This window comes from Burkholderia sp. BCC0405 (genome assembly GCF_902833075.1).
Lineage (GTDB): Bacteria > Pseudomonadota > Gammaproteobacteria > Burkholderiales > Burkholderiaceae > Burkholderia.
On sequence record NZ_CADFEO010000002.1, the window covers coordinates 287,889 to 302,149 of the forward strand.

At 67.6% G+C, this 14,261-nt stretch carries 16 protein-coding genes and 1 pseudogene; 9 read left to right on the forward strand and 8 right to left on the reverse strand.

All coding sequences use genetic code 11. The features are described 5' to 3' along the window. Nucleotides 1–131: 131 nt before the first annotated feature. Nucleotides 132–857, forward strand: coding sequence for a response regulator (locus tag HWX36_RS04435; protein WP_009693256.1), 726 nt, complete (start codon nucleotides 132–134; stop codon nucleotides 855–857). Then, nucleotides 841–2,157 carry an ATP-binding protein gene (locus tag HWX36_RS04440; protein ID WP_175951042.1) on the forward strand — a complete coding sequence of 439 codons (1,317 nt, stop codon included), beginning with the start codon at nucleotides 841–843 and terminating at the stop codon, nucleotides 2,155–2,157. Before HWX36_RS04435 ends, HWX36_RS04440 begins: the two co-directional genes overlap by 17 nt. Nucleotides 2,158–2,199: 42 nt before the next feature. Here HWX36_RS04440 and HWX36_RS04445 read toward each other — a convergent pair whose 3' ends face one another. Continuing rightward, complete coding sequence (locus tag HWX36_RS04445) at nucleotides 2,200–2,466, reverse strand: hypothetical protein (protein WP_014896379.1); 267 nt, start codon at nucleotides 2,464–2,466, stop codon at nucleotides 2,200–2,202. A gap of 514 nt (nucleotides 2,467–2,980) precedes the next feature. Between HWX36_RS04445 and HWX36_RS04450 the strand changes: the two genes are divergently transcribed. Both HWX36_RS04450 and HWX36_RS04455 read left to right on the forward strand, forming a co-directional pair. Then, complete coding sequence (locus HWX36_RS04450) at nucleotides 2,981–4,738, forward strand: ABC transporter permease subunit (RefSeq protein WP_175951043.1); 1,758 nt, start codon at nucleotides 2,981–2,983, stop codon at nucleotides 4,736–4,738. 22 nt (nucleotides 4,739–4,760) lie between these two features. Beyond that, on the forward strand, nucleotides 4,761–6,098 hold the full coding sequence (locus tag HWX36_RS04455) for a nitrate/sulfonate/bicarbonate ABC transporter ATP-binding protein (RefSeq protein ID WP_011352844.1): 1,338 nt from the start codon (nucleotides 4,761–4,763) through the stop codon (nucleotides 6,096–6,098). A gap of 69 nt (nucleotides 6,099–6,167) precedes the next feature. Here the strand turns inward: HWX36_RS04455 and HWX36_RS04460 are convergent, their stop codons facing one another. Both HWX36_RS04460 and HWX36_RS04465 read right to left on the reverse strand, forming a co-directional pair. Beyond that, the gene (locus tag HWX36_RS04460) at nucleotides 6,168–6,662 is read right to left on the reverse strand and encodes a hypothetical protein (RefSeq protein WP_175951044.1); all 495 of its coding nucleotides are present in this window, start codon (nucleotides 6,660–6,662) and stop codon (nucleotides 6,168–6,170) included. Further along, nucleotides 6,659–7,210, reverse strand: a complete 552-nt coding sequence (locus HWX36_RS04465; RefSeq protein ID WP_175951045.1) for a hypothetical protein — start codon at nucleotides 7,208–7,210, stop codon at nucleotides 6,659–6,661. The genes HWX36_RS04460 and HWX36_RS04465 overlap by 4 nt, the downstream gene beginning before the upstream one ends. Nucleotides 7,211–7,496: 286 nt before the next feature. On the opposite strand from HWX36_RS04465, the gene HWX36_RS37005 reads away from it, so the two are divergent. From HWX36_RS37005 to HWX36_RS04475, 3 genes are all read left to right on the forward strand, one after another. Continuing rightward, a complete protein-coding gene (locus HWX36_RS37005; RefSeq protein ID WP_244136322.1) occupies nucleotides 7,497–7,694 on the forward strand; it encodes a hypothetical protein in 198 nt (65 codons plus the stop codon). Between the two features lie 141 nt (nucleotides 7,695–7,835). After that, complete coding sequence (gene otsA / locus HWX36_RS04470; RefSeq protein ID WP_175951046.1) at nucleotides 7,836–9,257, forward strand: alpha,alpha-trehalose-phosphate synthase (UDP-forming); 1,422 nt, start codon at nucleotides 7,836–7,838, stop codon at nucleotides 9,255–9,257. Beyond that, nucleotides 9,250–9,831, forward strand: a complete 582-nt coding sequence (locus tag HWX36_RS04475; RefSeq protein WP_175951047.1) for an AAA family ATPase — start codon at nucleotides 9,250–9,252, stop codon at nucleotides 9,829–9,831. The genes otsA and HWX36_RS04475 overlap by 8 nt, the downstream gene beginning before the upstream one ends. Nucleotides 9,832–9,871: 40 nt before the next feature. Here the strand turns inward: HWX36_RS04475 and HWX36_RS04480 are convergent, their stop codons facing one another. Both HWX36_RS04480 and HWX36_RS04485 read right to left on the reverse strand, forming a co-directional pair. Continuing rightward, nucleotides 9,872–11,239, reverse strand: coding sequence for an MFS transporter (locus tag HWX36_RS04480; protein WP_175951048.1), 1,368 nt, complete (start codon nucleotides 11,237–11,239; stop codon nucleotides 9,872–9,874). Between the two features lie 159 nt (nucleotides 11,240–11,398). Next, nucleotides 11,399–11,779, reverse strand: coding sequence for a DUF5594 family protein (locus HWX36_RS04485; protein WP_175951049.1), 381 nt, complete (start codon nucleotides 11,777–11,779; stop codon nucleotides 11,399–11,401). A 156-nt stretch (nucleotides 11,780–11,935) separates the two neighbouring features. Between HWX36_RS04485 and HWX36_RS04490 the strand changes: the two genes are divergently transcribed. Next, on the forward strand, nucleotides 11,936–12,298 hold the full coding sequence (locus HWX36_RS04490) for a hypothetical protein (RefSeq protein WP_175951050.1): 363 nt from the start codon (nucleotides 11,936–11,938) through the stop codon (nucleotides 12,296–12,298). Nucleotides 12,299–12,482: 184 nt separating this feature from the next. On the opposite strand, the gene HWX36_RS04495 is transcribed toward HWX36_RS04490, so the two are convergent. Beyond that, nucleotides 12,483–12,794 (reverse strand): hypothetical protein, encoded by a 312-nt coding sequence (locus tag HWX36_RS04495; RefSeq protein ID WP_175951051.1) that lies wholly within the window; start codon nucleotides 12,792–12,794, stop codon nucleotides 12,483–12,485. Between the two features lie 143 nt (nucleotides 12,795–12,937). Between HWX36_RS04495 and eco the strand changes: the two genes are divergently transcribed. Further along, nucleotides 12,938–13,438: a serine protease inhibitor ecotin gene (gene eco, locus HWX36_RS04500; protein ID WP_175951052.1), complete on the forward strand. Its 501-nt coding sequence runs from the start codon at nucleotides 12,938–12,940 to the stop codon at nucleotides 13,436–13,438. Nucleotides 13,439–13,467: 29 nt separating this feature from the next. Here the strand turns inward: eco and HWX36_RS04505 are convergent. Both HWX36_RS04505 and HWX36_RS04510 read right to left on the reverse strand, forming a co-directional pair. Next, nucleotides 13,468–13,764 (reverse strand): annotated as a pseudogene (locus HWX36_RS04505) (TetR/AcrR family transcriptional regulator); the annotation flags it as partial. Between the two features lie 37 nt (nucleotides 13,765–13,801). Next, complete coding sequence (locus HWX36_RS04510; RefSeq protein ID WP_175951053.1) at nucleotides 13,802–14,134, reverse strand: hypothetical protein; 333 nt, start codon at nucleotides 14,132–14,134, stop codon at nucleotides 13,802–13,804. Nucleotides 14,135–14,261 lie beyond the last annotated feature (127 nt).

The window sequence follows — 14,261 nt, forward strand, 5'->3', positions numbered from 1 at the left end:
GCTGCCGGTGTTACGTGGGGCGGTCGCCGGGTTACCGCGCATTACACTTGGCTTGCGCGGTAACCCGCAGTAACCCTTTCGTCCCTTTGTTTCGTTCTTTGACTCCGCCCTCGCGCGGTAAACTTCGAGCCATGACTACCCAGATCCTCATCGTCGACGACGACCAAGAACTCCGAGACCTGCTGCGCGACTACCTCGTGCGCCAGGGGATGGAAGTGTCCGTGCTGCACGACGCGGCGACGCTCGAGAAGCGCCTCGAGCGCGAGCGGCCCGACCTGATCGTGCTGGACCTGATGATGCCGGGCGTCGACGGCCTGACCGCGCTGCGCCAGTTGCGCGCGGCCGGCGACGACATCCCCGTGATCATGCTGACCGCCCGCGCGGACGACGTCGACCGCATCGTCGGGCTCGAACTCGGCGCGGACGACTACCTCGGCAAGCCGTTCAACCCGCGCGAGCTGCTCGCGCGCGTGCAGGCCGTGCTGCGCCGCCGCCGCGCGACGCCGTCGGCCGCGGCGCCCGAACAGCGCGAGCCGTTCGCGTTCGGCCGCTTCGTGCTCGACTTCCAGGCGCGCACGCTGTCGGTCGACGGCAAGCCGGCCACGCTGTCGAGCAGCGAATTCGCGCTGCTGAAGATTTTCGTGAACCACGCGCTGCGTACGCTCACGCGCGAGCGGCTGCTCGAGCTGCTGCACGGGCCCGAGTACGACGGTACCGACCGCGGGATCGACGTCCAGGTGTGGCGCCTGCGCCGCATCCTCGAAACGGATCCGTCGACGCCGCGCTTCATCCAGACGGTGCGCGGGCGCGGCTACGTATTCGTGCCCGACGGCGAGGCTCATGCGCAAACCCATTGATTCGCTGTTCGGGCGGCTTGCGCTGCTCGTCGTTGGCGTCCTGCTCCTGTCGCATTTCGCGTGGTTTTTCGCGATGCGGCTCGAGCGCAACCAGATGCAGACGCGTTATGCGGTCGAGGAGGCCGCGTTCCTGGTCGACGCGGTGCGCCAGCACGTCGAGCGCACGCCCGACCAGCCGTTGCCGTCGCGCGTGCGGCTCGTGACGCCGGACAGCGCCGACGTGCCGAAGGGCGGCGACGAGAACCTGCCGGCGCCGCTCAAGCGGTTCCGCGACGACGTCAGCGAGCGGATGCCGCCCGGCACGCGCGTCGAGATCGGCGCGCCCGGCCATCCGCCGGTGCTGTGGGTGAAGGAGCCGACCGACCGCAACTGGATCGTGGTGCCGGTTCAGCCGCTGCGGCCGCCACGCTCGCTCGACCGGATGCTGTTGTGGCTCGGCACGATCTTCTCGGCCGGCGTGATCGCCGCGCTGTTCGCCGCCTGGCAGCTGCAGCAGCCGCTGCGTTCGTTGGCGCGCGCGGTCGGCCGCTTTGGCCGCGGCCAACCGGTGCCGCCGCTGCGCGAGCGCGGCCCGCGCGAGCTGCGCCAGCTCACGCATGGCTTCAACCAGATGGTGGAACAGGTGTCGCAAGCCGAGAGCGACCGTGCGGTGATGCTGGCGGGCGTGGCGCACGACCTGCGCACGCCGCTTGCGCGGATGCGCCTGCGGGCGGAAATGATGGACGACGTCCGGTTGCGCGATGGCGTCGTGCGCGACGTCGATTCGATGTCGCACATCGTGGATCAATTCCTGGTGTTTGCGCACGGCGGGTCCGATCGCAGCGAACCGGTGCCGGTCGATCAGACGTGCGAGCGGATCGCGCGCAGCTATCGCGCGGTCGCGCCGAATGCGCCGACGGTCCAGACCCGGCTCGACGCCGATCCGGGCTTCCGGCTGCCGACGGCGACGCTCGACCGGATCCTGTCGAACCTGCTGGACAACGCCCATGCGTACGGTGCGCCGCCCGTGCTCGTCGAGACGGCGCGCACGTCGACCGGCTACGTGTTGTCGGTCAGCGACAGCGGCGGCGGGATCGCGCCGCGCGACCTCGCGGCGGCCACGCGGCCGTTTGTGCGGCTCGACCCCGCGCGCGGCGGCAACGGCCACAGCGGGCTCGGGCTCGCGATCGTCGAGCGGCTCGTTCTCAGGCTGGGCGGGGCGTGCGACATCGGCAACCGCCCCGAAGGCGGCCTGCGCGTCGCGATGACATTCCCGTTCGAGGTCGTGCCGAAGGACGAACGCCACGCACAGGCCGCATGAGCGGCTGCGGCGCCAGCCCGGCCGGGCCGGCGCCGCGCGGCATCATTCGCCGAACAGCGTACCGAGCGTCTCGGCCGCGTTGCTGTCGATGGTGTTGTAGGTCACGCTGGTGGCCTCGAAGATGTAGACGGTCGTATACCGGCCGAGGCGTTCCAGGATTTCCTCCTGCAGCGATTCAGGCACGATGTTCATGTTCAGGTACCACGCCGTCGACGACAATCGCGTCTGGAACGAACCGTACTCCTGCATCAATTCGTAGAACGCGTCGGCATCCTGATCGCGGCAGACGATCACCAAGTTTCCTGCCATTCCCTTTCCTCCCGCTCGTCGATTGATCCCCAGGGCCTGTTGACATCGGGCACGCGCATGCATTGCCATCGGACCGTCCGCAACAGACCCCAAGGGCCAGCCCTGATCATACCCGCTTAGTTGTATCCGGCTGGTGACGTCCGACAGGGTTTGCGCGCGCGTGCGGCTGGCGGGTTCCCGGGCGGGCCGGATCACGGCATAATTCGTGCCTGCATGCCGGCCGAAAGACTGCGGCCGGGCTGCTCGACCCACGCACCCGCCATCCGCCCACGCGCCCGCCAGGCACGATCCGTGCAGCGCCCGCGCCGTTCCCGGACGGTTGTACCTGAAATACAGGTTGGTGTAGTGTCGTGCCGTCGCGGCCGACTCGTCCGGGGCGCGGCAGCGCATGCACGCACGCGCGGCGCCCCGCGCGCTCGCGATCGTCAGTCAATCGAATTACCGCACCCGTGCGCTTTGCCATGAATCAACATCGACTGCCGGCTTCGTTCGGCCTTACCGGGGAGAGCGCCTGATGGACGTCGGATTCTTCAATCCGAACCGGACCGCCAACGCGTCCGCGTGGCGTGTGCTGCCGAACCGGTGGGATTTCATCGCGTTTCCGCTGATCATCTGCCTGATCGCGATGGCGGTCGTCGGTTTCCACGAAACGATGGCGCCGATCGGCACGCTGCAGACGCAGAAGATCTCGCTCGACCCGTCGAACCTGCCCGAATACGCGTTGCGCACCACGCTGCGGATGCTCGCCGCGATGGTCGCGTCGCTTGCGTTCACGCTGATCTACGGCACGTTCGCCGCGAAAAGCCGGCGTGCCGGCATGGTGCTGATCCCGATCCTCGACATCCTGCAGTCGGTGCCGGTGCTCGGTTTCATCTCGTTTACGGTCACGTTCTTCCTCGCGCTGTTCCCGAGCCGCGTGCTCGGCGCCGAGCTTGCGGCGATCTTCGCGATCTTCACGAGCCAGGCGTGGAACATGACGTTCAGCTTCTACCAGTCGCTGCGCACGGTGCCGCGCGATCTGGACGAAGTGTCGCGGGGTTTCCACCTGACCTCGTGGCAGCGCTTCTGGAAGCTCGAAGTGCCGTTCTCGATGCCGGGCCTGATCTGGAACATGATGATGTCGATGTCGGGCGGCTGGTTCTTCGTCGTCGCGTCGGAGGCCATCACCGTCGGCAACCAGACCATCACGCTGCCGGGCATCGGCGCGTATCTCGCGCAGGCGATCTCGGACAAGAACCTCGGTGCGATCGGCTGGGTGATCCTCACGATGACCGTCGTGATCCTCGCGTACGACCAGCTCCTGTTCCGCCCGCTCATCGCGTGGGCCGACAAGTTCCGGATGGAAAACACCGCGTCGGGCGATGCACCGCAGTCCTGGCTGCTCGACCTCGTGCGCCGCACACGGCTGATTCATCAGCTGCTCGTGCCGGCCGGCTGGTTCTTCGCGAAAGCCGCGCGGATTCCGCTGCGCCTGCCGCTGTCCGGTGCGATGCGCTTTTCGCTGCCGAAAGTCGAGAAGAAGGCGTCGCGCACGGTCGACATTGCGTGGGCGGTGCTCGTGCTGATCGGCACGGCGTATATCGTGTGGCGCGTCATCAGCTTCGTGTCGACCGGGGTGACGATGACCGACGTCGGCCATGTGGTCGTGCTCGGGCTCATCACGCTGCTGCGCGTGGTCGTGCTGATCGCGATCGCATCGGTGATCTGGGTGCCGATCGGTGTGTGGATCGGGCTGCGCCCGAAGCTCGCCGAAAAGCTGCAGCCGCTCGCGCAGTTCCTCGCGGCGTTCCCGGCGAACCTGCTGTTCCCGGTGTTCGTGATCGTGATCGCGCGCTTCCACCTGAATCCCGACATCTGGCTGTCGCCGCTGATCGTGCTCGGCACCCAGTGGTATATCCTGTTCAACGTAATTGCCGGCGCGACGTCCTACCCGAACGACTATCGCGAAGCGGCGACGAACTTCCGCATTCGTGGCTGGCAGTGGTGGCGGCAGGCGATCCTGCCCGGTATCTTCCCGTACTACGTGACCGGCGCGATCACCGCATCGGGCGGTGCCTGGAACGCGAGCATCGTGTCGGAAGCCGTGCAGTGGGGCAATACCAAGATCGAGGCGCACGGCCTCGGCGCCTATATCGCGCAGACCACCGCGGCCGGCGATTTTCCGAAGATCATCCTGGGCATCGCCGTGATGTCCCTGTTCGTTACCCTGTTCAACCGCCTGCTGTGGCGTCCGCTGTATGCCTTCGCCGAAGCGAAGCTGCGGCTCGACTGAGACCGATTGAGAGCGAAACGCGATGCACAATCCGAATGCTGTAAACGCCCCCGTCCAGACGAACCAACCGCCGCGCCTCGGTGAGGAAATCCTGCGCGTCGATCATGTCTGTCGCGGCTTCAACAAGACGCAGGGCGAGCTGCTCGTGCTCGACGATGCGAACCTGTCGCTGCGCGAAGGCGAGATCGTCGGGCTGCTCGGCCGTTCCGGCTCGGGCAAGTCGACGTTGCTGCGCATCATCGCCGGGCTGATCGAGCCGACCGGCGGCGAAGTGACCTATCTCGGCCAGCCGCTGCGCGGCCCGGCCGAAGGCGTCGCGATGGTGTTCCAGACCTTCGCGCTGTTCCCGTGGCTCACCGTGCTGCAGAACGTGGAGGCCGGCCTTGAAGCACTCGGCGTCGGCGCACGCGAGCGGCGCGAGCGTGCGCTTGCCGCGATCGACCTGATCGGTCTCGACGGCTTCGAGAACGCGTATCCGCGCGAACTGTCGGGCGGCATGCGCCAGCGCGTGGGCTTTGCGCGCGCGCTCGTCGTCGATCCGACGATCCTGCTGATGGACGAGCCGTTCTCCGCGCTCGACGTGCTGACGGCCGAGACGCTGCGTACCGACCTGCTCGATCTGTGGACGCAGGGCCGCATGCCGATCAAGTCGGTGCTGATCGTCACGCACAACATCGAGGAAGCGGTGTTCATGTGCGACCGGATCCTCGTGCTGTCGTCGAACCCGGGCCGCGTGATCGCCGAGATCAAGGTGCCGTTCAAGCATCCGCGCAACCGGCTCGACCCGGCGTTCCGCAAGCTCGTCGACGACATCTACGCGAAGATGACGGCCCGCCAGACCGGCGAGGCGACGAAGAAGGGGCTCGAGCTCGGCAGCTGGCTGCCGCAGGTGTCGACCAACCTGATGGCCGGCCTGATCGAGACGCTTGCGATGGCGCCTTACCACGGCCGCGCGGACATGCCGGAAATCGCGCGCACGCTGCACCTCGAGGTCGACGACCTGTTCCCGATCGCCGAAGTGCTGCAGTACCTCGGTTTCGCGGACGTGCGGGAAGGGGACGTGTTCCTGACGCCGCCGGGGCGCGTGTTCGCGGAATTCGGCACGCAGGAGCGCAAGCTGATGTTCGCGGATCACCTGCTGAAGCATGTGCCGCTCGCCGCGCGGATCAAGAAGGTGCTGAACGAGCGCCCGGGCCATCGTGCGCCGCGCGTGCGCTTCGAGCAGGAACTGGAGGATTTCCTGTCGGACGGCGCCGCCGAGGAGACGCTCGACGCGGTGATCGACTGGGGCCGTTACGGCGAGATCTTTTCGTACAACGACCAGACCGAGATTTTCAGTCTCGAGGACGTCGAGTCCTGATCGACTTGCCGGGCCGTACGGCCCGGCATGTGTGTATGCGCCGCACGTCACGCGCCGCGCATCGCACGGTTACTGCAGATTCCCCCACCGGTCGACCGCCGGTTCCGCCGACGCCCACTTCCAGTGCGCGCCTTGCTGGCACGCATTCGCGAAATACCAGTCGGCCTTGTCGCCGTCCTTCACCGAGAACGCGAATTCCTTGCACATCGCGAGCGCCGACGCGTATGCGCGCGTGACGCGCACTTCGCCTTCGCCGTTTTCGAGCGGCAGCGTGTTCTTCACCTTCCACGGCTTCACGTCGCCGACGGCCAGGCTGCCGGCCACCTTCGCGATCGCGTCCTGCTGGTTCTGATGGAGCTGCTTCATCGTGCGGTTGACGGCTTCGTCGGTCGCCGCCTGCACGGCAATCCCGACGCCGACGCCGATCGCCGGGTTCGCGGTGACGAGGCCCGTCGCCGCGCCGGCGAGCGCGCCGCTCGCCGCGCCGACCGACCCGCAGCCCGACAGCGTGGCCGTCGCCGCGCACAGCGCGCCGATGGCCGCGATACGAAGCGCGACGCTCATTGCAGCGCGCCCCAGCGTTCGGTCGCCGGTTCGGCCGACGCCCATTTCCACACGGGGCCGTCGCGGCAGATCGTGGCGACGTAGAACGCCGATTGCGCAGCCTTGTCGCCCTTGGCGGGCGTGTCGACCGCGAACACGATTTCCTTGCAGTCGAGCGGGCCGATGCTGATCATCCGGCTGACCGTCACGCGACCCTGCTCGTCGTCCTCGATCGGGAACGCGTGGTGCGTCGACCACGGCGCGACGCCGCCTACGTCGAGCGGGCCGGCGGCCTTTGCGATCTGGTCCTGTGTGTAGCGGTGTGCGACGCGCTGCGTGTACTGGACGCCCGCTCGCGCGCCGGCGACGGCGCCGAGGCCGATGCCCGTCGCGACGGCGGCGTTGCTGGTGACCTTGGAGGCGATCGCGGCGCCCGCGATACCGGCGCCGGCTGTCGCGCCCTCGCTGTACAGCGAGTTGCAGCCGGACAGCAGTGCGGCCGTGGCGATCACGGCCAGCACGACGCGCGCCGGCATGGCCCGGCGCCGCGATTCGAAACGATTGTTCATCCCTGAGTGCAAGTCCTGTCTGGGTGAGCGGCGTCGCATGCACGCCGTCATGCCGCGTCATTGTTTCGCAATTGTCATAGGAAAATTGCAAAGCTTTGACAAATCGCCGGACGGCAGGCCGCGCGTGCGCGCGGCGCCATTGTCGGACAGATGAATCGAGAGGGGTCGAAACGTTACAAATTGAAGGCAATTGTTACCTTGGCATGCAAGGAAGCGACCTAGACTTTTGAGTCATGGAATGTTTCTACGACGGCCTCGGGCCGCGCCGCACATGAGACACCCAGCCATGCGTCGTTCGAAACGGTTTTCGCCCCGGCCGCCGGACCCAGCGGCAGACCACCCGCGTCCGCGGACCGACGCGCCACCGTCACCGCCTGCCGGCGCGCCGGGCGAGACGCCGTCCGACGGCGATCACAACCAGGGCGGCGCTCGCCCGGAAGGGCTCGACTATCAGCGGGATCTCGGCCAGGAGCAGGACGCCTGATGTCATTGCCGCCGCATTCGGCCGCTGTCTTTCACACCTGCATTGCTCACGTCTGAATCGCTGCACGGCCGCCTTCGAGGAGCCGTGTCCGCCGTGGCGCGCGTCGCGCGCCAGCCAATCGAATCGAGGAGGGGAAGCCGCATGAGCAGATTGATCGTGGTATCGAACCGTGTCGCCGCCGGCGAGGACACGCGCCCGAGCGCGGGTGGCCTGGCGGTCGGCGTGATGGACGCGCTGAAGGAAACGGGCGGCGTCTGGTTCGGCTGGAACGGCGAGATCGTCGGCGCGCCCGACGCCGAGCCCGCGATCCAGCGGGACGGCAACGTCACCTACGCGACGGTCGGGCTGACCCGGCGCGACTACGACCAGTACTACCGCGGCTTCTCGAACGCGACGCTGTGGCCGGTGTTCCATTACCGCGGCGATCTCGCGCGCTTCGACCGCCAGGAGTACGCGGGCTATCTCCGCGTGAACGCGATGCTCGCCAAGCAGCTTGCCGCATTGCTGCGCCCCGACGACCTGATCTGGGTGCACGACTATCACCTGTTGCCGTTCGCGCATTACCTGCGCGAGCTCGGCGTGAAGAACCCGATCGGCTTTTTCCTGCACATTCCGTTTCCGTCGCCCGACATGCTGCGTCTCGTGCCGCCGCACGAGGAACTCGTGAAGTTCATGTGCGCGTACGACGTCGCTGGCTTCCAGACCGAGACCGACAAGCAGGCGTTTACCGACTACATCGAGCGGCGCGGGATCGGTGCGGCGAGCGACGACGGGATGCTGCACGCGCACGGTCGCGTCGTGAAGGTTGCCGCCTATCCGATCGGCGTGCATCCCGACGCGATCGCGCAGGCGGCCGTCCAGTACGGCACGCGCAAGCCGGTGAAGATGCTGCGCGAGGCGCTCGACGGCCGCAAGCTGGTGATGAGCGTCGACCGCCTCGATTACTCGAAGGGGCTGGTGGAGCGCTTCCAGTCGTTCGAGCGGATGCTCGCGAATGCGCCGGGTTGGCAGGGGCGCGTGTCGCTCCTGCAGATCGCGCCGCCGACGCGCTCCGACGTGAAGACCTATCAGGACATTCGCGAAACGCTCGAAGGCGAGGCGGGCCGGATCAACGGCCGCTTCTCGCAGCTTGACTGGACACCGATCCAGTACCTGAACCGCAAGTACGAGCGCAACCTGCTGATGGCGTTCTTCCGGATGTCGCAGGTGGGCTACGTGACGCCGTTGCGCGACGGGATGAATCTCGTCGCGAAGGAGTACGTCGCGTCGCAGGATCCGGCCGATCCGGGCGTGCTCGTGCTGTCGGAGTTCGCGGGCGCGGCAGCGGAGCTGACCGGCGCGCTCCTCGTCAATCCGTACGACCTGTCGCAGATGGCCGAGGCGCTCGAGCGCGCGCTGTCGATGCCGCTCGCGGAGCGGCAGGCGCGCCACGAGGAGAACCTCGCGCGGCTGCGCGTGAATGACCTGTCGGTCTGGCGCGATACGTTCGTTGCCGACTTGCGCAGTGTCGCGGCCGCCGCGTCGGTCACGCGGCGCGCGGGCCGGCGGGTTGCGCATGCGTGATTTCGGCCAGGCGCCCGGCGCTGAGGACGATGCCACGCGCCGCTTCTTCGTCGTGACCGGCGGCCCTGGCTCGGGCAAGAGCACGTTGCTCGATGCGCTCGAGCACGCCGGTTTCTCGCGCTCGCAGGAAGCCGGCCGTGGCGTGATCCGCGACCAGATGGCGATCGACGGTCAGGCGCTGCCATGGCGCGACCCGGCCGCGTTCGCCGAGCTGATGCTGAGCTGGGAGATGCGCTCATACGATCTCGCGCGCCGCGCGCGCGGGCCCGTGTTCTTCGATCGTGGCGTGCCGGACGTGGTCGGCTACCTGAGACTGGCGGGGCTGCCGGTGCCCGCGCATGCGCAAGCAGCGGCCCGCCGTTTCCGCTATCACCCGCGCGTGTTCATCGCGCCGCCGTGGCCCGACATCTATATGCAGGACACCGAGCGCAGGCAGGATTTCGCGGAAGCCGTGCGCACCTACGACGCGATGGTCGAGTGCTATACGACATATGGCTACCGGCTGATCGAATTGCCGCGCGACAGCGTGCAGGCGCGCGTGCGTTTCGTGACGGACGCGCTCGGCGCCGAATGACGCGCGGGCATCCGCAAGCGGCGCGCGACGGACGGCGCTGTCAGGTTGCCGCGTCCGGCCGCGGCGAAGCGATGCGCAGCATGCTGACGACCGCGGCCACCGCAGCGAACGTCGCGGCGACATAGAGCGCAGTCGTCGGCCCGCGATCGGGCGCGAGCCCGAAAATCAATGCGACGAGCGCGGCGCCAAGCGTCTGCCCGGTCAGCCGCGCGGTGCTCAGCATGCCGCCCGCGCCACCGCTGCGCTCGCGCGGCGCCGACGACAGCATCGCGCGGTTGTTCGGCGACTGGAACAACCCGAAGCCCGCACCGCACAGCGCCATCCGCCACACGATATCGACGGTGCCCGGGTGCGCGCCGATCGTCGCGAGCGACAACAGCCCGGCCGCGAATAGCGCGAGCCCGATCCCGCCAAGGATGCCGGCTGAATAGCGATCCGACAGCACGCCTGCGAGCGGCGCGGCGAACACGATCACGAGCGGCCACGGCGTCATGTACAGGCCCGTCTCGACCTGCGAGAAGCCGAGCGAATTCTGCAGCCAGAACGGCAGCGCGACGAACGCGAGCATCTGCGACGTGAACGACGCCATCGACGTATAGACCGACAGCGCGAACATCGGGATGCGCATCAGGTCGACCGGCAGCAGTGGCGCCGGCTGCGACAGCTGGCGCTTCACGAAGAAGTAGCCGACGACGAACGCGATGGCCAGCTCGGCCGCGACGTACGCATGGCCTTCGCCGTGGCCGAGCCCGTCCACGGCGGTGATCAGCAGCCCGAACACGCACGCGTTCATCAGCGCGCTCGGGAAATCGTACGGCGCATCGTGCAGCGGGTTGGCCGGCAGCGCGCGCAGGCTGCCGAGTACCGCGGCGATGCCGATCGGCACGTTGACCGCGAACAGCCACGGCCACGATGCGAACGACAGGATCGCGGACGCGACCGTCGGCCCGATCGCCGACGATAGCGCCACCACCATCGCGTTGATCGACAGCCCGCGCCCGAGCATCGACGACGGGTAGATCATCCGTACGAGCGCCGCGTTGACGCTCATGATGCCGGCCGCGCCGAAGCCCTGGATCACGCGCATCACGGCCAGCATCGGCAGTGAGCCCGCGAGCGCGCAGCCGAGCGACGCCGCGGTGAACAGCGCGAGCCCCGCGATGTAGATGCGGCGATATCCGATGCGCTCGCCGAGCGATGCGAGCGGCAGCAGCGTGATCGTGACCGCGAGCTGGTACGCGTTGACGATCCAGATCGATGCGGCGTCGGATGCGTGCAGGTCGTGCGCGATCGTCGGCAGCGCGACGTTCGCGATGGCGCCGTCGAGCACGGCGAGCGTGATGCCCAGTGCGACGCAGACGATCGCCCAGTAGCGTTGCGGAAGCGGCAGGCCGGTATCGGCGTTCATGGCGGGAGCAGATGCGTGGTTGTCCGCGCGCCCGGTTGCCGGTTGCGTGCGCAACCATGCGAAAAGGGTGGAGGCGGCGATGAGCGGCCCGGCCGGCGCAACTGCGCTGGAGCGGGCCGGTCGAGTGTATCACCGGGCCGCATGGCGCGACGCCGGCACTCAGCCTTCGAAGTCGAGGCCGCCGAGCCGCACGAGCGGGTCGGCCTGTGTGCGCGACAGGAGATCGATGTCGCGCGCGCCCTGCCACGCGCCCAGCTTTTTCGGCAGTGCGGCCAGATAGTGCTCGAAGCGTTGCGGGCCGTCCGGCTCCATCAGCCTCTCGATTTCGTCGGTGTCCCAGGTCAGCTCGAGGTTCAGCGGATGCTCGAAGCCGCTGACATGCTCGTGCGGTGCGCTGCGGATCTGCACGCACGTCGGGTGCCCGTGGCCGCCATATGGGACGACGTCGGTCAGCACGTGATCGGCGAAGAAGGCGGCGATCGCCTGTGCGATGCGCGGGGCGAATTCGGTATCGAAACGGCGGGCGGTTTCGGGCTGCATGACGGCGTCTCCTGTATGCCGAAAATCGTAGCACGGCGCCGGCGCATTTCGATGTGCGTGATACCCGTAATCGCGCGTTACCACTTGCTGCATCTATTACGGCCGCATGCCGCCACAATGCGTCGCATCCAGTACCACTTCGCGTGGGAGTCCATCATGCAAAAAATTGCCGCAGTGTGTGTCCTCGCCGGTTCGCTTGCCATGGCAGGTCCGGCATCCGCGCATGATCGCGACGGTGGTGCCGTCATCGGCGCCTTGATCGGCGGCGCGGTGCTGGGCGCGATCGTGACGTCCGCGATGAATCCGCCCGTGGCATACCAGGCGCCTGCATACCAGGCACCGGCCTATCAGCCGCCGACGTACTACCAGGCACCCGCGTACCAGCAGCCTGCGTATCCGACCTACCAGCAGGCGCAGTACCAGGACGACGGCCCGAACTATTGCTACGACCGCTACCAGCGCGCGTATGTGTGCGGCGCGCCCGTATCGGGCGGCTACGCGCAGCCGGCCGGCTGGTAAGCAGGCGGCCGCGCGAAGCGCGAACGGTCGGCGCCACCGCCGTTCGCTTCGCCGCACCGGACGACAAAAGGCCCTCGCTTCATGCGAGGGCCTTCGTCTTTTGCGCGGCCGTGCGTTCGTCTGCGTGACGCGTCGGCCATCCTGGCGCGCGGTGTGCGGATACAAACGGTTGCAAATGCATGGGTCAGTGGCGATGGCCGCCGCCTCCGCCTCCGCCGCCATCGTTCCAGTCGCCGCGGTGTCCGCCGCCGTGCCCCCAGCCGTTGCCGCGGTTGCCACGATCGCCGTCCCGGCGATGGTAATCGCGCCGGCCACGATCCCAGTCGCGTCCGCCGCCACCGCCCCAGATATTGACCGTGCCGTACACCGGCGACGGGGCGTACGCGTAGCCCGGTGCGGAATAGTAGGGCTGCCCGTAGCCGTATCCGGCATCCGGGGCGACGACGCAGCCGGCCAGCAGGGTGGCGACGCCGGCGGCGGCAATGAGCTTCAGCATGATGTTCTCCGTTGGTTCCCCTATAAGTACCGCGCAAGGGGATTGCCAGCTGTTTGCAATTGTGTCGTCAAATTACAGTGCCGTAAGGTATTGCGACGAAAGTGTTAGCATCCGGGGCTCATTTGTTTTTCAGGAGTACATCGATGAAATTCGCGATCCGGGCCGCGCTGGCCGCCTTCTGCGTGACGACTGCCGCCGCCTGCGTGGCCGGGCCTGCTTCGGCGCCCGCCGTGCCGGCCGAGTCGATCAAGATGTTTCCGCAGGCAGCGGCCGGCCAGCAGCGCGTCGTGATCGCGCTGCCCGCACTCGAGAACGAAGGCGATGCGCGCGTGGAGCTGATGATCGGCAAGATGCTGCAGACCGACTGCAACCAGCAGTGGTTCGGCGGCGAGCTGACCGCCGAGGACGTGAAGGGCTGGGGCTACACGTACTACCAGCTCACCGACGTGAAAGGGCCGGCATCGACGCTGATGGCGTGCCCGGGCCAGGCGCCGCAGCAACGGTTCGTGCAGGTGCGCGGTGACGGCCAGCTGCTGCGCTACAACAGCCGCCTGCCGCTCGTCGTCTATGTGCCGGATGGCTTCGAGGTGCGCTATCGCGTGTGGCATGCGTCGAAGGACGTGCAGCACGCGGCGAAGCAGTAACGTTACGGCGCGGCCGCGACGTCCTGCCGTTACGTGCCGCCCGTACCGACGAGCGCTGGCCACGCGGCCAGCGCGGCTTGCACGACGGCCTCCAGATCGCGACGGCTTGCGCCGTCGCGCGCCTGAATCGACATCCCCTGCTGGACCGTCACGTAGTACCGTGCGATCGCGTCGAGGTTGGCTTGCGCCGCGATTTCGCCGGTCGCGACACCTTGGCTGAGGCGTTCGCGCAGATTCTCCACCGTGCGCTCGCGCATCGCGATCAGCGTCTGCCGAACTGTGTCGGAACGTTCGGCCGGGTGTAGCGCCGACAACACGACCAGGCAGTCGGCGTGATTTTTCGACCGGGTGGCGTTGCGTTCGTTATCGGCAGCCGAGCCGGTGATGCTCGGTTTCGAGATCGGCGCGCTTGTCGTGAGCGCGCAGCTCGTTGCGCGGCTTGCCGTCCCGGCCCATCCCGCGCACGATCTTCTGGCCTCGGTCGGGGGCGTGCGTGACGGCGTCGATGCCGGCGGCCAGTTCACGGCAGCGTGAATTGGTGGAGGAGGTTTCTGCGTGCGGTGCTGCTGCGTTCATGATGTTGGCGATGCCGGGGCTGACATAGCGTTGCTTCGCGGGCGCGGTGAGGGTGTCGGCGGCGTTTGCCGTGCCGGTCGTCGCTGAAAGCGCGGCGAGTGCCGCGATCGCTCGAATCATGGCGGGAGTCCGGGTGCTGGAGAAGGTTCGGAATTCTACGCAATGTATGCCGCGAGACAGAAGTGATCGGACGGGGTGCGATCGTGTGTCGCAGGAGACGCCAGGGACTCAATGTTCTGCAATTTGT